This window comes from uncultured Gemmiger sp., assembly GCF_934561205.1.
In the GTDB taxonomy this organism is placed as follows: Bacteria; Bacillota; Clostridia; order Oscillospirales; family Ruminococcaceae; genus Gemmiger.
The window spans coordinates 12,351-30,817 of sequence record NZ_CAKTFU010000008.1 but is presented as its reverse complement, the minus strand read 5'-3'; the positions used below and the strand labels follow the sequence as shown (position 1 = coordinate 30,817).

The window sequence follows — 18,467 nt, the reverse complement described above, 5'->3', positions numbered from 1 at the left end:
TACAGCCTATGAAATACGCAACCAAGCGCCTTTGGGCGGGGGCTGCGGCGCTGGCTCTGGTCGGTGCGGCGGCTCTGCCCACTTGGGCGGCCCCCAAAATCTCGGTGTCCGAAACCAACGCCGTGGCGGATCACGCGGATATTCTGTCCGCCGAAACCGAGGATTACATCAACAGCGTGTCCACCCGCCTGCAGGAGACCTGCGGCGCACAGATCGGCGTTTACACGCTGGAGGATATGATTGGCAACTCCACCATGGAGGGCGTGGCCTACGAGGTGTTCAACACCTGGGGGCTGGGCGATGCCGAGCAGGACAACGGCGTTTTGCTGCTGCTGGCCCCCTATGAGGCCGACGGCGGTGACTATTACGTCATGCGCGGCGACGGGCTGGAAAGTCAGCTTTCCTACTCGACGCTCAACAGCATTTTGCAGGACGACCTGGAACCCAACTGGGTCAAGGGCGATTACGACACGGGCACGCAGAAGGCGGTCAGCTCCATTGCCAACCGCCTGTGCCGCATCTACGGCGTCAGCCTGAGCGACAGCGCCGACGGTACGTCCGCCGTTTCTTATGACAGGGGAGGTGTTGACCTCGTGAAATGGATTCTGATCCTGTTTGCCGTCATTCTGGTCCTTGCGATGATCACCAACCTGATGCGCCCCGGCGGCGGTTGGGGAGCACCGCGCCGGCGCAGACGCGGCCCCATCTTCTTTGTCACCCCGCCGCGCCGTCCCCGTCGTCCGCCTCCGCCCCCGCCACCCCCGCGCGGCGGCTTCGGCGGTTACGGCGACTATGGCGGCCCGCGTCCGGGTGGCGGCTTTGGCGGCCCCGGCCCCCGTCCCGGCGGGCCAAGACCCGGCTCTCGCCCCGGCGGGTTCAGCGGAGGGTTCGGCGGCGGCTCGCGCCCGTCCGGCGGTTTTGGCGGTTCGCGCCCATCGTCCGGCGGCTTTAAGGCCGGCGGCGGTTCCAGCCGCGGCGGCGGCGTAGGCCGTCATCGCTGATTTACATTGTATCTATGCCCCGGCTTTCCGGGGCAATTTTGGTAAAGAGGAGAAAATACCATGCCTAAATTTGCTGTTATCACGGGTGCCAGCTCGGGTATCGGTGCCGAGTTTGCCCGCCAGCTTTCCGCCCGCGGATACGAGCTGATGCTGGTGGCCCGCCGCGAGGAGCGCCTGCGTCAGCTCGGCGCCGGCCTGACCACCACCTGCGAGATCTTCCCTGCGGATCTTGCCAAAAAAAGCGAGTGCCTGCGTCTTGTCAAGGAGCTGCAGGGTCGCCGTGTTGACCTGTTTATCAACAATGCGGGCTTCGGCGACTGCGGCATGTTCCTGGATACCGACCTGGACAAAGAGCTGGAAATGATCTCCGTCAACGTGCGCGCGCTGCATATTCTGACCAAGCAGGTGGCGCGCATCCTCTGCAGGCAGGGCCACGGTGCGCTGCTGAACGTCGGCTCCTGCGCGGGCCTGATGCCGGCCGGCCCCTACATGGCCACCTACTACGCTACCAAGGCGTATGTGGTCAGCCTGACAAGCGCCGTGGCCGAGGAGCTGCGCCGCAAGAACAGCGCCGTCTATGTCGGCTGCCTGTGCCCCGGCCCCGTCAACACCGAGTTCAACTCGGTTGCCAACGTCAAGTTCGCGCTGCACGGCATTACGCCGGAGTTCTGCGTTCGCTGCGCCCTGCAGGGCATCCGCAAGCACAAGACCATCATTGTGCCGGGCCGCGCCGTGGCTTTGGGCATGACGGCGGGACGTTTCCTGCCGCGGCCGCTGTACATCAAAATTGCCGCCCTGCAGCAGAAAAAGAAGCTGTATAGGTAAAAGGGAAAGATGCGTGGTACTTTCTTTGGACGCCCAAAGAAAGTACCAAAGAAAGGCGCCGCTACTTCCGAGGCGCGGGGCACGGCCAGGGGGACCCGTCCCCCTGGACCCCAAAGATGAAGGTTGCGGACGGGCGGGGCTAAAAAATCGTCAAGACACATTTTTTTGACGCCCCGCCCACCCGCTCCCGTCTTACGGCTCCGCCGAAGAATTTTACGGAAGTTGGTTTTTACCCGTTTAATTCTCTCTTATGGCTGGTTTGTAGGGAGGGGTCTTGACCCCTCCTTGCCGCCTTGCGATTTCCGCGAATTAAAAACCACTACCCCGTAGGGGCGGGGTATGCCCCGCCCGCGATTTTACGGCAATGATAATTTTGCGGGTTGGTTTGTAGGGGCGGCATATATGCCGCCCGTTGCAGCCGTTCCGGCAATGCAACCTAACGGGCAAACCCCACAGGCGAGCAATGCTCGCCCCTACAACCTGCCGGAAATGGGTGCTTTGCGGTTGAAGCAAAAACCAAAACCTGCTGCAAAAATTCGCTGCAAAAATTGCAGGTAAAACTTTGCTGCCCCACTGTTTTTGCCCGAACATTTGTGCTATAATTTACTGTAACGCCAAAAAGGAGGTGACCCGCCGTGCCGCAGGAAAACCGAAATATCTATCGCAAACAACCGATGCAAGGCAGCGCCCCGCGCCGCCCTGCGCCGCCCCCGCAAAATACCGATTGGCAGGGGGAGTGGGTCACCCCGCCGCAGCCGACCCCGCCGCGCCGCCCGACCCCCACGCCGGAACAGCGCCGCGCCGCCGCCCGCCGTGCCCGTGCGCGTCGTCGCCGCCGCCGTCAGCTGATTTTCGTCGGCACGGTGGGGGGCATCCTGCTGGCGTCCGGCGTTATCACCTTGCTTTTGCCCAAGACGGTCAAGGGCATTGACCCCACGGCCATTCCCGCCGCGCCGCAGATCGGTTCCGCCCAGCTGGTGGCACCTGTGCCCTACGGCGGCAACCAGGGCAGCGGCAACGTGCAGGCCATCAACTGGGGCGCGGTCGGCCCTGTGCCCCAAACGGCCGAGACCGGCTACACCTACACCGCCGCGCCGCAAAAATCCGACACAGAGGTGCCGGAATTCGGCCGCGTGACCACCGCGTGGTTTGCGGACGCCGCCTTTTTGGGCGACTCTTTGACCGAGGGCTTCTGCGCAGCCGAGTACGGCATTGACGTGGGCGGTGCGCTGGTTTGCGGTTACAAGAGCATCAGCCCCAACACCATCGTCAACCGCACCACAGTCACCAGCCCCGACCGCGGCGAGGAAGTCGCCATGGACGTGCTCACGGCCGCGCAGCCCGCCAAGCTGTACCTGCTGCTGGGCACCAACGCTTTGGTGCAAACCGGCGGCGAGCAGAGCTTTATCAACTACTACGCCCGTATGCTGGACGAGCTTTCCGCCGCGCTGCCCAACACCCGCTTTTTCGTGCAGTCCATTCTGCCCGCCACGCAGGAGGCTGCCGCCGACAAGCCCGGCCTGACGCCCGACCACCTGCGCCCCATCAACGAGCAGATCCGCGCCCTGTGCGCCGAGCGGGGGATGTACTTTTTGGATCTGAACGCCGAATTCAGCGACGAAAACGGCTACTTGCTTGCCGATTACGCCCAGCCGGACGGCGTGCATCTCAAGGTTTCGGGCTACAACAAGTGGGTCAGTTACCTGTGCACCCACACGCCGTACAGCAAGCAGAACCCCTACCAGCAGGGCAGCACCTACTACCTCAGCGAGGACGTAAAACAACTTTTGAACGATATACCGTAAGCATCGAGGAAACATTATGCCATATCAAGACCCCAACGAACCCGCTAAGCCCCTCTATACCGACCCTGACCAGCCATACAGCGGCAGTGACCCCCGCTACCAGAACCGCTACACGACCCCGGGCGAATACCGCCGCGGCGATGCGCCGTTTCAGTTTCCGTGGTGGGCCATTGTGGGCGCCTTTGTGGTGGGCGCATGGCCGGTGGGGCTGGCGTTTATCGGCGTCAACGCCGCCATAAAAAACGGCAAGCTGGGCGGGTTTGAGCAAAAAGCCCACACAGTCCAGACCAAAATGCACCGCGAGTACACCGCCGTGTACAACCGCCCCACCCGCGCGGCCGTGTATGACCGCCCCGCCAAAACGCCCGTAATCAAGACCGAAGGCGACAAGGCAGGGCTGGCACGGGTGCTTACCATTGTCGGTGTGGCACTGCTGGCGGCTGCGCTGGTGGCACTGCCGGACGGCATTTATTGGCTGCCCGATGCCCTGACCGAGGGCGGCTACTACTGGAGATGGCTCATTCAGGACACCATGCCCGCGCTGGTCTCGCTCAGCGGCGGCGTGGGCTGCCTGCTGGGCGCCAACCATGTGCGCACAACGTCGCGTATGCGCAAAAAAATCAAGAACATCGTGGGCGACGCCCCGTATATGTACATTCAGGACATTGCCGATGCCATTCCCTGCAGCTACGACAAATGCCGCAAGCATCTGGAAAACTGCATCGACAAGGGACTGTTCGGCCCCAACGCCTTTTTGGATATGCGCCGTCGCTGCCTTGTCATCAAGGAGCGCCCGCCGGAAAAAACGGCAAAGCCTAAACCGAAAAAGACGGTGCAGCAGCAAAAAGACCAGTATCAGCAAATTCTGGACGAGCTGCGCGCCGTCAATGACGCCATCCCTGACGAGGTGATGAGCGACAAGATCAGCCGGCTGGAGGCGGTGTCCGCCAAAATTTTTGAGCAGGCCAAGGCCGACCCCGACAAGCTGCCCAAGATGCGTAAATTTATGGATTATTATCTCCCGACCTCGCTCAAGCTGCTGAAAACCTACGCCGAGCTGGACGCGCAGAATGTGGAAGGGGAGAACATCACCGAATCCAAGCACCGCATTGAGCAAACGATGGATATGCTGGTGCATGCCTTTGAGACCCAGCTGGATCAGCTTTTTCAGGACGACGCCATGGATGTCAGCGCCGACATCGACGTGATGCAGAACATGCTGCGCGCCGACGGCCTGACCGACGATACGCCGTTCAAAAAACTGTGAACTCTTGCAAGTCGGCCCCAAATATGCTACAATGTAGGCATCTATAAACCAATAAAGGAGCGTCACACTATGACCGAACAGGAAATTTTGAGCGCGGTACAGGATATCTTCCGCGATAACTTTGACGATGACACGCTGGAAATCAACCGCGCCACCTGCGCTGACGATATCGAGGACTGGGACAGCCTGGAGCAGATCAACCTGCTGACCGCCATCGAGAAAAAGTTTGGCATCAAGTTCAAGCTGGCCGATGTGCGCGGCTTGGAAAATGTCGGTGACCTGCTGGACCTCGTGGCCCGCATGGTGTAATAGCAAAAGGGCGGCCTTGTGCCGCCTTTTTTCAAATTTTACGATAAAGGATGTACCCGTATGAACCACTACACCCTGGCCGAAATGACCCCCGGCCTTACCGAAGAATTTACCGTGACCGTCACCGCCGAGATGATGCAGAAATTCTGCGAGATCACAGGCGATGTTTCGCCCATTCATATGGATGCCGAATACGCGCAGCAGCGCGGGTTTTCGGGGCGCGTTGTCTACGGTATGCTGGGGGCGAGCTTTTTTTCCACGCTGGCGGGCGTCTACCTGCCCGGCGAGCATTGCCTGCTGCACGGGGTCGAGTGCAAGTTTGCCAAGCCGATTTTTATCGGTGATACCCTGACCGTCAAGGGCACGGTGGTCGGCGTCAGTGAAATCGGCAGCGAGGCCGAGATCAAGGCCGTCATCACCAATCAGGACGGCAAGCGCGTCACCCGCGGCATCATCAAGGCGGGTCTTGCAAAATAAGGAGGTTTCCCCATGGCATATACCTATCTCATCACCGGCGCCACCAGCGATGTGGGCCGCGCCCTGATCGAACGTCTGCTGCGCGCCGAGCCGGACAGCCTTGTGCTGGCCCAGGGCTGCGGCGACCTGCCCAAGCTGGACGCGCTGTGTGCTGCGTTTGCGGGCCGCATCAAGACCTATGACGCCGATCTGTCCGACCGCGCCAAGGTGGACGCCTTTGTGCAGCAGCTGCAGGACGCCCCCGCACCCACCCATTTTGTGCATCTGCCCGCGCTGCCGGTCGTAAACACCAAGTTCAAGGCGTTCGACCAGGCGCGTTTTGATCTGGATATGGAGATCGAGATCCACAGCGCCGTGCGCATTTTGCGCGCCATTCTGCCCGCCATGGCCAAGGCAAAGTTCGGCCGTGTGCTGTTTATCCAGACCAGCTACACCATCGGCTGCCCGCCCAAGAATACCGCCGCCTACGTCATGGCCAAAAGCGCCATCGGCGGGCTGGTCAAGAGTTTGGCGGTCGAGTACGCCAAGTTCGGCGTCACCGTCAACTGCGTGGCCCCCAGCATGATGGAAACCAACTTCCTCAAGGATACCCCCGACCTCATCGTGCAGGCCGCCGCCGCCGACAACCCCATGGGCCGCAACGCCCGCCCCGACGACGTCGTGCCCGCCATGGCGTTTTTGCTGTCGCAGGAGGCCGGCTTTATCACCGGCGTAACGCTGCCCATCACAGGAGGCTCTGCCATTGTCTGATGTTGTCTTTCGTCATGCCGCCGCGGGCGAGGAACGCGCGGTCATTGACTTTATCAACCAAAATTTTGATATGCGCCTGCCGCTCATCAACCGCCCGGAGTTTTACCGCCACTACTACGCGGGGCGCGACGGTGTGCCGCAGTTTGTTGTGGCCGAGCAGGATGGCCGCTATCTGAGCGCGGCGGGGTATATCCGCGCCGACGCCGCAGGGCACGATGTGTGGGTCAGCGTCTGGGTGGCCGCCAAGGGTCACAACGGCGTCGGGCTGGAGCTGATGAATGCCCTGCCGCAGCTGACGGGGGCCGAGGTCGTGGCCTGCAACAACATACGCCCCAAGACATGCGCCTTCTACCGCTTTTTGGGCTGGCAGGCCGAGCGTCTGCCGCACTATTATCGGCTGGCCTCCAAGGCCGAGTACAGCCTGGCTGTGCTGCACAGGGCGGATATCCTGCCCGTGCGGCGCGATCTGGGGCTGGAAAAGGTCGAGACCGTCGATGAACTGTTCGCGTTGGGTATGCCGCTCACGCCCTACACCCCCCGCAAAGATACCTGGTATATGCGGCGGCGGTATTTCCATTACCCGCACTTTCAATATGATGTCTGGGCCGCGCGCGAGGACGGCCGTCTGCTGGCCTACGCCGTGACCCGCACGGTAAGCGCACAGGACACAGGCTGCGTGCCCGTGGTACGTCTGGTCGACTTTGTGGGCGAGGACGCCGTGCTGCCCCGCATAGGCGCGGCGCTGGACGCCATTCTGCACCGCGAGAAGGCCGAGTATATGGACTGCTATAATGCGGGCATTCCGGCCGCCGTATGGCGCACTGCGGGCTTTGTGGAGCGCCTGCCCGATGACGGGCAGATCATACCCAACTACCTGACCCCGCCGCTGCGCGAAAATACCGAGTATTACTATTTTACCAACAAGCCGGACAACTTTGTGATGTTCAAGGCGGACGGCGACCAGGATCGACCGAATTTGCCTGCGGAATAACGGCACAGCGTGCAAAACGAAATAACTTTAACTTTTTTCAAAAAAATGCGAAAAAAGTGTTGACAAATGGGCTTTTGGCGGTTATAATATTAAAGCGTTGAGGGCAACACAACAGCCCACAACAAAGCCCAATGGGGATTCGCATAATGGTAGTGCAGCGGACTCTGACTCCGCCTGTGGGAGTTCGATCCTCTCATCCCCAACCACTTCGCAGTAGATAAACTCTGCTGCGATTTTTTATTACGGGGTGTAGCGCAGTTGGTAGCGCGCTTGGTTCGGGACCAAGAGGCCGTGGGTTCGAATCCCGTCACTCCGACCATATGAAAGACCCCACGCAATGTGAACTGCTTGTTGAGACAGCCTGTTGCGTGGGCTTTTTTATATCCGCAAAGCCTTGATGCGATGGGCTTTGCGGATTTTTCTGTCTTACCCGGAAGTGAGACATGAAAAAGTGAAACTGCGAAAATACAGAAGTGAAATTCTGAAATAACGCGATATGAACGGCTATGTCTCATTTGAAAAGTAGATTTTCTCAAATTGGCAGGGAGTGCGGTTCTTTAAAAGCTTATGAGGGCGTTTTTCGTTATAAAATTGTATGTATTCTGCAACGCCCGTTCGAAATGTGTTCTCGGATTTATATTCCTTGCGGTAGAGGTTTTCTCGCTTTAAGGATGCAAAGAAAGATTCAGCCACAGCATTGTCATGCGGATGTCCTGGCGCGGAAACGGATTGCTTTACTCCATATTCTTGTAGGAGCTGCTGGAATGTGTGCGATAGGTACTGAGAGCCGCGATCACTGTGAAAAACGAGGTTGTGGGAACGACCACGCTCGATAGTGGCTTGTTTGAAGGCTGACGTCACAAGACGGGTGCTGTTTTTCTTGGAAATTGTATGGGCGACGACCTTGCGGGAAAATAGGTCGAGAATCACACATATATAGTAATATTTGTCTTTGATTTTAAAGCATGTAACATCACTGACCCAAATCTGGTTGGGAGAATGCGCTGTAAAGCTTTGCCTAATTCTATTCTTCGGAGTTTCTAAAGCATTCAGCCGAAGATAATCGCTTCTCGCAGTGGTCCTGACGCTGGATAGACCGCACTCGTGCATAATGGATGCGATAAATTTGGTGCTTACCTGATGACCGCGTTCTACAAGAACGGCACGAATCTTCTCCGCGCCGAGAATCTGGTGGTACTCGTCAAAGACTTCCTGCACAATATGGCGATATTTCTCATGCCGCTTGGCAAACCAAGCATTCTCGCGTTTGTTTCTGAGGATATGGTTGTAAAAAGTGCCGCGGTCAACATTTAGCGCTTCGCACAATGTGTGAACATCATATTGACCATATAATGACTCTAAAGCAACCAGGCGTTCTCGCAGTGGTGCGGATACGGTACAATTTACAGTTTTGAGGATTGCAATTATATTGTTCAGCTTTACAATGCGATTCTGCATTTGATTGATTTCTCTCGCTGTGAAAGGTATGCCGTTGGCGATGGTATTCGTTTTATGGCTTTTGCACCAGCGATAAAGTGTGCTGCGCGGAATATTGAACTCAGAGCAAAGTGAACGGACGGATTCTCCCTTTTCGCGGCGAGCAACGATGACTTTCTTTTGTTCATCGGTAAATTTCATGAGCGAACTCCTTTCTGAAAAGTGATGATTGTCAGTGTATGATAATAGTAGCAGATGCGGATTGGAAAACACAATGATTCGCGGGAAATTAAGAATCCGGAACGAAACAAAACTTGATAAAATGAACGCTTTATGGTAAGATAAGACCATAAAATAAGAAGTGAACGGTAAGGAGGTGTACACCAATGGGATTGGCTGATACGGTCACAAAAGCCTACGTGAAAGAAAATACTGTGTTTGCAGATGCATTCAACTATCTAATTTACGGCGGTAAGGCAGTTGTTGATCCTGCGCAGCTGCAGGAACTGGACACAACAGAAATAGCGTTGCCGTTTGGCGCGCAGGACGAGAACGGAAACCAGCCGGATGATGCGGTACAGAAATACCGCGATGTGCTGAAATCAGCGGTCATTAAACAGGATGGCGAAGCAGCTTACATCCTTTTGGGTATCGAAAACCAAACGGACATCCACTATGCAATGCCTGTTCGCAATATCATTTATGATGCGCTCCAGTATGGTAAGCAAGTTGCGGATATAGCGGCAAAGCATCGCACTGATGGCTCGAAAGGACACAGCAAGGGCGAGTATCTGTCTGGTTTCTATAAGGATGATAAGATTACACCTGTCATCACGTTGGTGCTGCATTTTGGAGCGAATGAGTGGGATGGCCCGCTGTCTTTGCATGAAATGATGGCAGTCAAGAATGAGAGCCTGCTGAACTTTGTGCAGGATTATCAGATTCACTTGATTGATCCGGCAAAACTGAGCAAAGAGGACTTGGAAAAATTCTCGACAAGTCTCCGAGAGGTAATCGGGTACATCAAGTATTCCAAAGACAAAAAACGATTGACTGAATTTTTGACCGACAACCCGCGTATGCTTATGGAAGCGAACGCGGCGCGAGTAATCAAAGCTGTAACGAACACACCTCTGGACATTCCAGAGGACGCGGAGGTGATTGATGTGTGCAAAGCGGTTGAGGATATGATGAACGAGAGCAAGGCTGAAGGTCGCACCGAAGGTGCAGTGGCAGCTCTTGCAGGTCTTGTTAAGGATGGCTTGCTGAGCATTAAAGATGCTGCACGCCGTGCTAATATGACGGAGAGCGCGTTTGAAGTAGAAGTGAAGAAACTACCATAGTCGTAGTGGAATAACCAAGTGCGCCAATATGCTTCTGCGCCATCATGTGGCGATAAAAAGAAAACGGAATTTTATGTGAGCCTTTGGAAATTGGAGGATGTTACAATGCCAAAAAATCGACGAGCAAATGCCACGTTGTTCGGCTTTGATTTTCAAAGAAATGCAGCTATTGTACTTATGCTGGAAAACATAAAAGAATTGAAATCTGTGCGCCTTGAGGGAAACGAAGAAGATATAGAAATATCTTTGAATGATGGACAGAAAATTCTGGCCCAAGCAAAAGCGGTAGAAGCAAGTAGTAAAGATTTTTCTCACGTTCGCGAAAACCTGAAGAAAGCATTGCTAACCCTTTCGGAAGGAGCTGAAAGGGTATCTGCACGGCAACTGATTTTGATTACGAATTCCACAAATCCTTTTAAAGAACCCGATTCAAGAAATGTATTTGGTGGGTTCCCTTCACGTAGAAAATTTGAAGATTTGCCACAATCTTCTAAGGATTTGGTACAAAATTATCTGAAGCAGATTAAAAGACCGCTTGATTTGTCTAAATTTATAGTACAAACTTTCCCATTTGAAACGGATGACGAGACTGAAAGATATAAATTCGTGATGCAAAAGGTAAATGACTTTATTGGTGCATTAAATGGGAATTTTACATATGGACTGGGTAAGTGGTTGTTTGATGTATGGAATAAAAACGTATTTATTAATGGAACAAAAAAGGATTCGTCTATTCAGCTAACAAAAGAAGATATTATTTGGCCGATTTTAGTACACGAGACAGACATTTCTCGCTGTGATGATGACGAATTCATCGAAGAATTTGATGTGGGGGTTTATGACGAAGTCGCGCGACTTTATGGAAATACAATAAATTCGTGTTGTGAGAGAGTTGAATTCTTTACAAGAGTGTTATATGATTATGCGCAATTTCCATGTAATAAGAAAACAAAGGGAAAATGTCGAGAATTTATCAATGCTACATGGGAAAACTATCAGGAAGACTTTTCTGTAGTGGGTATTGAAAAAGAGACAAAGGAAGCTCTTACAAAAATTGTTCTATACAATGTAATTCACAGAAGAATAACGATTGATAAGGTTAAGCAGGGGGTGAGTTTGTGATTTTCAAATCGGTTCGTATAAAAGAAGGCTTTACAGAACGAAAATTCGAATTCACAGATGGCGCAAATCTTATATTTAGCAAGAAAAACAGCTGCGGGAAAACAACACTACTTCGGTTTATGTTATATTCTCTCGGCTACAATATCCCGAATACACGAAAAATCAACTTTGAACGGTGCGAGGTGGGAAGTAAAATTTTCTGTGATGCGCTGGGAGATGTGACACTCTTGCGTTATGCGGACGATTTCATTGAGACTACCATTAATGGTGAAAAGAAAACATATATTTTGCCGCATCAACTACATGAACTTCATGCAAAACTTTTTGGTACAGAGAATGTCGATGTTTTAGACAATATACTTGGTGCAATTTATGTGGATCAAGAAAAAGGATGGACACTTCTAAATCGTGGTACTGTAATAGGAAGCATAAGATTTAATATCGAAGAATTAATTCGAGGACTCTCAGGATGTGACTGTAACGCTTTGATTGCTAAAGAAGCGCAGCTTTCGAAAGAACTTTCTAAGTATCGTCAAATGGCCAGCGTGGCAAAATATCGCGAGGAAGTTATTGCTGAAAGCGGAACGCTCGTATCGGATTCGTACAGCGTTGAATCAGATGCAGCCATAGCGCAATTACTAATTCAACAAAAGAATCTGCAAAGCGAGTTGAGAAGGATTGATCAAAGCCTTTCCAATAATAAGCGTACCCGTCAATATATAGCTGAAATGAAACTTGTGATTCAGTTACCAGATGGGACAATGTTTCCGGTGAAAGCGGACTCTATTGTAGGACTTGCAGATACGATCAGTTTTTTAGGAACTAAACGAAAAATAGTGTCGGCGGAACTCAAATCTGTCATGAATCAATTGGCAGGCGTCCGAAAGGAGCAAAATGCGGAAGAAGAACAACTGGCTTTTTTCCAGTCGGAAAGCATGATCGACATTTTTGACAAAAAAATTGCAGCGGTTCCTATTGATGCAAGAGGAATAGAAAAGGAAACAAAACGTTTAGAAAAAACATTAAGAGAAGTTCGTGCCGAGATATCCAAAAAAACAAAGTCAGATGCAAAAGTCGTGACATCCCTTTACACAAACATGGTGAAATATGCAGAGGAACTGGGAGTAGGAAACAGTGAAACAATAAGCCAAGCGTATTTGTTTACGTCTAACTTGAAAGAACTTTCTGGTGCAATGCTGCATAAAATGGTCTTTGCGTTTCGATTGGCATATATCATAGAAATTGAGAAATATTTGGGAATAAAGCTTCCGATTATTTTAGACTCCCCCAGTGGTAAAGAAGTTGATCCGTCTAACGTTGAACGAATGATAAATATATTAAAAAGAGACTTTTCGGGAAATCAGATTATTATAGCATCAATTTTCAACTATAACTTTGAAACTGTCAATATAATTGAACTTTCCAACAGGTTAATTGATGGATAATTCTGTTAAGGAAAGAATCTTGTGAAAATAAGGATGTACCTAACAGAAAACCGACAATGCGGTCACAAGAAAAGGGTATCTTTTTTATCACACTCAGACAAAAAGCCGTTTGTACCGTATCCCGGTACAAACGGCTTTTTTGTCTTGGAGTGCCGAGGATTCGAACAGCCCGTCCCCGCCGCAGACTGTCAATAAACCTCAGTCAGCGTAATGCGGCGATTGCTACATTATAGAAACGGGGGCCGCTGCACATTGCAGCGGCCCCCGTCGGTGTTCTATGTGGTTTTACAGCTTTTCGACAACTTCCTTGGTGTCGCGGGCAATCATCAATTCCTCGTTGGTTTCGATGATCAGCGTGCGCACACGGGCGCCCCAGGCGGTCACTTCGACAACGTCGGTGCTCTGCTTGTGGGCGTCGCGGTTCTTGTCGGTGTCGATGCGGATGCCCAGCCAGTCCATGTGATGGCAGATCTTGGCGCGGGAGTCGGCGTCATGCTCGCCGATGCCGCCCGTAAAGACGATGGCGTCCACGCCGCCCATGGCGGCAATGTAGCTGCCGATGGTCTTTTTGATCTGGTAGTTCAGCATGTCGCTGGCCAGCTGTGCGCGCACGTTGCCGTGCTCGGCGGCTTCCTCGACGTCGCGCTTATCGCTGGACACGCCGGAAACACCCAGCAGACCGGACTTCTTGTTCAAAATCTCGTCCAGCTCATGGCCGGTGATCTCCAGGTTGTACTTCAGGTAGTTGACCACGCTGGGGTCCAGGTCGCCGCAGCGGGTACCCATCATCAGGCCAGCCAGCGGGGTCATGCCCATGGAGGTGTCGATGACCTTGCCCTGGTCGACAGCGGCGATGGAGGAACCGTTGCCCAGGTGGCAGGTGATGAGCTTCAGGCGCTCAATAGGCTCCTCCAGGAACTCGGCGGCGCGGTGGCTGACATACTTGTGGCTGGTGCCGTGGAAGCCGTAGCGGCGCACGCCGTACTTCTCGTAGTACTCGTAGGGGATGGCGTACATGTAGGCCTTCGGGGGCATGGTGGAGTGGAAGGCGGTGTCAAACACAGCAATGTTGGGCTTGTCGGCACCGAAAACCTTGTAGGAGGCCTGAATACCCAGAATGGCGGCGGGGTTGTGCAGGGGCGCCAAGGGGCTGAGGTCGTGGATGGCGGTGACGACCTCAGGGGTGATCAGGCAGCTTTCCTTGAACTTTTCGCCGCCGTGGACCACGCGGTGGCCGATAGCGTCGATCTCGGAAACATTGTCGATGACCTTGCCCTGACCGGAGGTCATCTTCTTGACAACCTCGGCGAAAGCCTCGGTGTGGGTGGGGAAGATGGCGGGCGTGGTGGCCTTTACGCCGTTGGCATCATGGGTGATCATGCTGCTTTCCATGCCGATGCGCTCGCACAGACCCTTGCACAGTACCTTCTCGCCGTCCATGTCGATGAGCTGATACTTCAGGCTGGACGAACCGCAGTTGATAACCAGAATCTTCATTGCTGGAGTCCTCCTTGTTTTCTTGGGGCGTACCCCTTTTCCAATCGTCGATTTTATTATATAATGGAAAGAGATAATTTTCAAGCGCTGCTTTTCTTTACAGCGCACATTTTTTGCGCATCCGAGGAGGAACCCTATGTTTGTGGGCATTATTGCCGAGTATAACCCCTTTCACAACGGTCATGCGGCGCAGCTGGCGGCGGCGCGCGCCGCCGGGGCGGACTGCATTGCCGTGGCGATGAGTGCAGGGGCCGTGCAGCGGGGCGAGGTACCCATTCTGCCCGAATCGGTGCGGGTGCGCGCGGCGCTGGCAAGCGGGGCGGACCTGGTCGCGGCGCTGCCCGCCCCGTATGCCTGCGCCGGGGCGGAAGCGTTTGCCGCCGCAGGGGTGCGGCTGCTGGCAGCTCTGGGCTGTGACACGCTGGCCTTTGGGGCGGAAACCCCGAACGCCGCGCTGCTGATGAAGGCCGCCCGAATCCTGCTAAGTGAAAAAATTAACGATGAATTGCACAAAAATCTGGACGCGGGGCAAACCTTTGCCGCCGCCCGCGCTGTCGCTGCCGAGGCTGCCTGCCCCGGCATGGGGGCGCTGCTGCGGGAGCCGAACAACATCCTGGGCATCGAATACTGCAAGGCAATTTTGACCCAAAAGGCAGCCATGACCCCGCTGCCGCTGCCGCGCCTGGGCACGGGGCACGGCGGCACCACGGGACAGCACGGAGGTGTGGCCATGGCCAGTGCCGGCTACCTGCGTACGCTGCCCGTTGCCGATTGGGCACCCTTTGTGCCCGCCGAAGCACAGACGCTGTATTTACAGGCGAGGGCGGACGGACTTTTGCGCAGCAGCGTTAAATTTGACACGGCGCTGCTGGCTTTGCTGCGCACACAGACCGCCGCGGATTTCGCCGGAGTGCGCTCGGTCAATGAGGGACTGGAAAACCGCCTGGCCGCCGCCGTGCGCACGGCCGCCGACCGAGAGGAGCTGTACGCCCTGCTAAAAACCAAGCGTTACCCCCACGCGCGGCTGCGCCGCCTCGCGCTGGACGCGGCGCTGCATATCCCGCCCGATTTGCCGCCGCTGCCGTATATCCAGGTGCTGGGCGCGCGGAAATCTGCCTTGCCGCGCTTGAAAAATGCGGCGCTGCCGGCGGGCACGGCGCTGGCCGATTTGCAGCGCAGCGGGGCGCAGGCAGTGCAAATTGGCAACCTGCACAGTAAAATGGTTGATTTTTCGGCATTGTGCCGAGAGAAAACCGGCCCGATGGGACTTGCCTTTACCATGAAACCGGTGGTATTATGATTCTATCAGGACAAAATCCGTTCTCTTTCACATGAAAAGGAGTTTACTATGGCATTGCACGTTATGGATGAAGCCAACCAGTGTCTGGGCTGCAAGGTGCCCCGCTGCCAGCAGGGGTGCCCCATCCACACCAACATCCCGGAAGTCATCCGTCTGCTCAAGGCCAACAAGCTGGACGAGGCCGGCCGTATGCTGTTTGAAAACAACCCGCTGACCACCGTCTGCTCGCTGGTGTGCAACCACGAAAACCAGTGCGAGGGCCACTGTGTGCGCGGCATCAAGGGTACGCCGGTGCACTTCTCGGTCATCGAGAACTACATATCCTCCACCTACGCCAGCAAGATGGTGCAAGGCCCTGCGCCCGCCAACGGCAAGCGGGTGGCCATCATCGGTTCGGGCCCCGCGGGCCTGACCATTGCGGTCATTCTGGCGCGCTACGGCTACGATGTCACCATCTTTGAAAGCCACGATAAGATCGGCGGCGTGCTGCGCTACGGCATCCCCGAATTTCGTCTGCCCAAGTCGGTGCTGGACGACTTCGAGTACCGCCACCTGCGCTTAAAGGGCATCAAGGTGCGCCCCAACACCGACGTGGGCAAGGCGCTCAAGCTGGATGACCTTTTCCGCGACGGCTACAAGGCTATCTTCATCGGCACCGGCGTCTGGCGTCCCAACACGCTGCACATCAAGGGCGAAAGCCTGGGCAACGTACACTATGCCATCAACTACCTGCAAAACCCCGATGTCTACCATCTGGGCAGCCGCGTCATCGTCATCGGCGCGGGCAATGCCGCCATGGACGTCGCCCGCACGGCGCTGCGCCACGGCACCCGCCATGTCGAGTGCTTCTCTCTGACGCAGAAGATCACCGCCAGCGAGTACGAGGCCAGCTATGCCAAGCTGGAGGGTGTGGACTTCTTCTACAACAAAAAGCCGGTGGAGATCACCGACAAGGGCGTTGTTTTCCGTGACGTACAGGAGAGCGAGGACGGCACCCTGACCGACCTGCCCGGCAGCGAAAAGCTCTACCCGGCGGACAGCGTCATTGTGTCCATCAGCCAAGGCCCCTGCACCACCATCACCGAGAGCAACCACGACCTGAAAACCACCCCGCGCGGCCTGTTCGAAACCGACGAGGTGGGCCGCACCAGCGTGCCCGGCATCTTCGCCAGCGGCGACGCCGTCAAGGGCGCGCGCACCGTGGTCGAGGCGGTGGCGTACAGCAAGACGGTGGCCGAGGCCATGCACGAGTATATGCAGACCCTGCCGCCCGATTTGCCTGACGAGTACGCCAACGTCCCGGCGGTAGAATATGACGACGGCAACTAAGCCGGGAACGCAGCTGCCCTTTGTCGGGGCGGGGAATTTCCGCGACTTGGGCGGCTACCCCACGGCCGACGGCCGCCGTGTGCGTCGGGGGCTGCTGTTCCGCGGCGGAAGTCTGGACGCCCTGCAGGGCGAGGCCGACCAGGCCCTGCTGCAAAGCCTGCACCTGCGCGAAATTCTGGACCTGCGCAGCGCGGGTGAGGCCGCCGCCCACCCCGACCCGCCGCTGCCCGGCGCACACTACCGCCGCGTCTGCGGCATGTGCTACCCCGATGGGGCAGAGATGGATTATTCGCCCAGAGGAATCGAGCGCCTGAACGCCGAGAAAGCAGCCTTTGAGCGCGAGGTCGGGCACACGGTGCACGATTTTGACTGGTTTAGTGCGCTGTACAGGGAGATGCCGTTCGGCAATGCGGCGTATAAGGAACTGTTCTCACTGCTGGAAAACCACCGTGTACCGCTGCTTTTTCACTGCACCTGCGGCAAGGACCGCACCGGCATTGCCGCCATGCTGATCTTGCTGGCGCTGGGGGTGTCCCGCCGCGACGCCGTGACGGATTACCTTTTGACCAACGTCTACCGCCGCCCCGTCATCGAAGGCTTTTTGCACAATAAGCCCAAAGCCGAGTGGCCGCTGCTGCTGCCCGTGGAGGGTGTCAGCCGCAAAATGGGCGAGGGAGCCATCGACGCTATCCTGGAAAAATACCCCGACTACGACAGCTATTTTGCCGCCGAGTTCGGCCTGACAGCGGATAAACTGGCCGCATTGCGGGCGTTTTATCTGGAAAATTGAAGCAAGCAAGCGGAGATGCGCCGCCCCGAAAGGCGGCGCATCTCCGCTTGCAAAAAAGGATCGGCACCCCTTGCGGAGTGCCGAACCTTTTTATTTCTGGATTCTCTTGTCGCACTTGACGGCCAGCTTGGTGCCGACGGTCTGCAGGACCTGCACCAGCACGACCAGCAGTGCCGTGGCCACAAATTCCAACACCACGTTGAAACGGTAGTAGCCGTAGTTGATGGCCACCTTGCCTAAGCCCCCGCCGCCGATGATGCCCGCCATGGCGCCGTAGCCCATGATGGTCGTAGCGGCGATCGTGATGTTCGCCACAAGGCTGGGCATACTTTCGGGGATCATCACCTTCATAATAATTTGCAGGGGCGATGCACCCATGCTCTGTGCGGCCTCAATGACACCGGCGTCCACCTCGCGCATGCTGGTCTCGACCAGACGCGACACAAACGGGAAGGACGCGATCACCAGCGGCACAATGGACGCCACCGTGCCGATGGAGGTGCCCACGATCAAACGGGACAGCGGAATGACGATGATCATCAAAATCAAAAACGGCACGCTGCGCAGCAGGTTGATAAGGCCGTTCAGCAGCGCCATCAGCCAGCGGGGTAGGGGGCGCACGCCGTCCTTCTCGCCGGTGACAAGGCATACGCCCAGCGGCAAGCCGATGACCAGCGCCAGCAGCGTGGCCAAACAGGTGGACCAGATGGTTTCCCACGTTTCAAACGGCAGGGTGGGCAGCACCTGCATAAAGGTCGTCCATTGCTTGTCTGCAAAAA

At 55.6% G+C, this 18,467-nt stretch carries 17 protein-coding genes and 2 tRNA genes; 16 read left to right on the top strand and 3 right to left on the bottom strand.

The features are described from left to right. Positions 1 to 8 precede the first annotated feature (8 nt). The 10 genes from Q0I19_RS06720 to Q0I19_RS06675 all read left to right on the top strand — a co-directional run bounded on the left by Q0I19_RS06720 (position 9) and on the right by Q0I19_RS06675 (position 7,744). On the top strand, positions 9 to 1,001 hold the full coding sequence (locus Q0I19_RS06720; protein ID WP_294759745.1) for a TPM domain-containing protein: 993 nt from the start codon (positions 9 to 11) through the stop codon (positions 999 to 1,001). A gap of 60 nt (positions 1,002 to 1,061) precedes the next feature. Next, complete coding sequence (locus tag Q0I19_RS06715) at positions 1,062 to 1,826, top strand: SDR family oxidoreductase (protein ID WP_294759743.1); 765 nt, start codon at positions 1,062 to 1,064, stop codon at positions 1,824 to 1,826. A gap of 635 nt (positions 1,827 to 2,461) precedes the next feature. Beyond that, positions 2,462 to 3,631, top strand: a complete 1,170-nt coding sequence (locus Q0I19_RS06710; protein ID WP_294759740.1) for a GDSL-type esterase/lipase family protein — start codon at positions 2,462 to 2,464, stop codon at positions 3,629 to 3,631. A gap of 16 nt (positions 3,632 to 3,647) precedes the next feature. Continuing rightward, complete coding sequence (locus Q0I19_RS06705) at positions 3,648 to 4,898, top strand: 5-bromo-4-chloroindolyl phosphate hydrolysis family protein (protein WP_294759738.1); 1,251 nt, start codon at positions 3,648 to 3,650, stop codon at positions 4,896 to 4,898. 69 nt (positions 4,899 to 4,967) lie between these two features. After that, the gene (locus Q0I19_RS06700; RefSeq protein ID WP_294759736.1) at positions 4,968 to 5,207 is read left to right on the top strand and encodes an acyl carrier protein; all 240 of its coding nucleotides are present in this window, start codon (positions 4,968 to 4,970) and stop codon (positions 5,205 to 5,207) included. A 60-nt stretch (positions 5,208 to 5,267) separates the two neighbouring features. Further along, entirely contained in the window at positions 5,268 to 5,684 is a 417-nt protein-coding gene (locus Q0I19_RS06695) for a MaoC family dehydratase (RefSeq protein WP_294759734.1), read from the top strand. 12 nt (positions 5,685 to 5,696) lie between these two features. Next, the gene (locus Q0I19_RS06690) at positions 5,697 to 6,434 is read left to right on the top strand and encodes an SDR family oxidoreductase (protein ID WP_294759732.1); all 738 of its coding nucleotides are present in this window, start codon (positions 5,697 to 5,699) and stop codon (positions 6,432 to 6,434) included. Further along, positions 6,427 to 7,425 (top strand): hypothetical protein, encoded by a 999-nt coding sequence (locus tag Q0I19_RS06685; RefSeq protein ID WP_294759730.1) that lies wholly within the window; start codon positions 6,427 to 6,429, stop codon positions 7,423 to 7,425. The genes Q0I19_RS06690 and Q0I19_RS06685 overlap by 8 nt, the downstream gene beginning before the upstream one ends. 132 nt (positions 7,426 to 7,557) lie before the next feature. Further along, positions 7,558 to 7,631 (top strand) — tRNA-Gln (locus Q0I19_RS06680). Positions 7,632 to 7,668: 37 nt separating this feature from the next. Continuing rightward, positions 7,669 to 7,744: transfer RNA gene (locus tag Q0I19_RS06675), tRNA-Pro, on the top strand. Between the two features lie 185 nt (positions 7,745 to 7,929). On the opposite strand, the gene Q0I19_RS06670 is transcribed toward Q0I19_RS06675, so the two are convergent. Beyond that, entirely contained in the window at positions 7,930 to 9,063 is a 1,134-nt protein-coding gene (locus tag Q0I19_RS06670; RefSeq protein WP_294759728.1) for an IS3 family transposase, read from the bottom strand. A 185-nt stretch (positions 9,064 to 9,248) separates the two neighbouring features. On the opposite strand from Q0I19_RS06670, the gene Q0I19_RS06665 reads away from it, so the two are divergent. The 3 genes from Q0I19_RS06665 to Q0I19_RS06655 all read left to right on the top strand — a co-directional run bounded on the left by Q0I19_RS06665 (position 9,249) and on the right by Q0I19_RS06655 (position 12,772). Then, on the top strand, positions 9,249 to 10,205 hold the full coding sequence (locus tag Q0I19_RS06665) for an Rpn family recombination-promoting nuclease/putative transposase (protein ID WP_294759727.1): 957 nt from the start codon (positions 9,249 to 9,251) through the stop codon (positions 10,203 to 10,205). A 105-nt stretch (positions 10,206 to 10,310) separates the two neighbouring features. Further along, positions 10,311 to 11,327, top strand: a complete 1,017-nt coding sequence (locus tag Q0I19_RS06660; RefSeq protein WP_296023455.1) for a hypothetical protein — start codon at positions 10,311 to 10,313, stop codon at positions 11,325 to 11,327. Next, positions 11,324 to 12,772: an AAA family ATPase gene (locus Q0I19_RS06655; protein WP_294759723.1), complete on the top strand. Its 1,449-nt coding sequence runs from the start codon at positions 11,324 to 11,326 to the stop codon at positions 12,770 to 12,772. The genes Q0I19_RS06660 and Q0I19_RS06655 overlap by 4 nt, the downstream gene beginning before the upstream one ends. A gap of 285 nt (positions 12,773 to 13,057) precedes the next feature. On the opposite strand, the gene Q0I19_RS06650 is transcribed toward Q0I19_RS06655, so the two are convergent. Then, positions 13,058 to 14,269 carry an acetate kinase gene (locus Q0I19_RS06650; RefSeq protein WP_294759721.1) on the bottom strand — a complete coding sequence of 404 codons (1,212 nt, stop codon included), beginning with the start codon at positions 14,267 to 14,269 and terminating at the stop codon, positions 13,058 to 13,060. Between the two features lie 136 nt (positions 14,270 to 14,405). Here Q0I19_RS06650 and Q0I19_RS06645 point away from each other — a divergent pair, with 136 nt between their 5' ends. Genes Q0I19_RS06645 through Q0I19_RS06635 form a run of 3 tightly spaced genes read left to right on the top strand, consistent with a single transcriptional unit; the run spans position 14,406 to position 17,688 of the window. Then, the gene (locus Q0I19_RS06645; RefSeq protein ID WP_294759720.1) at positions 14,406 to 15,569 is read left to right on the top strand and encodes a nucleotidyltransferase family protein; all 1,164 of its coding nucleotides are present in this window, start codon (positions 14,406 to 14,408) and stop codon (positions 15,567 to 15,569) included. A gap of 48 nt (positions 15,570 to 15,617) precedes the next feature. Next, the gene (locus tag Q0I19_RS06640; protein ID WP_294759718.1) at positions 15,618 to 16,898 is read left to right on the top strand and encodes an NAD(P)-dependent oxidoreductase; all 1,281 of its coding nucleotides are present in this window, start codon (positions 15,618 to 15,620) and stop codon (positions 16,896 to 16,898) included. Then, positions 16,882 to 17,688: a tyrosine-protein phosphatase gene (locus Q0I19_RS06635; RefSeq protein ID WP_294759717.1), complete on the top strand. Its 807-nt coding sequence runs from the start codon at positions 16,882 to 16,884 to the stop codon at positions 17,686 to 17,688. Before Q0I19_RS06640 ends, Q0I19_RS06635 begins: the two co-directional genes overlap by 17 nt. 90 nt (positions 17,689 to 17,778) lie before the next feature. On the opposite strand, the gene Q0I19_RS06630 is transcribed toward Q0I19_RS06635, so the two are convergent. Then, on the bottom strand, positions 17,779 to 18,438 hold the full coding sequence (locus Q0I19_RS06630) for a methionine ABC transporter permease (RefSeq protein WP_294759866.1): 660 nt from the start codon (positions 18,436 to 18,438) through the stop codon (positions 17,779 to 17,781). Positions 18,439 to 18,467: the final 29 nt, after the last annotated feature.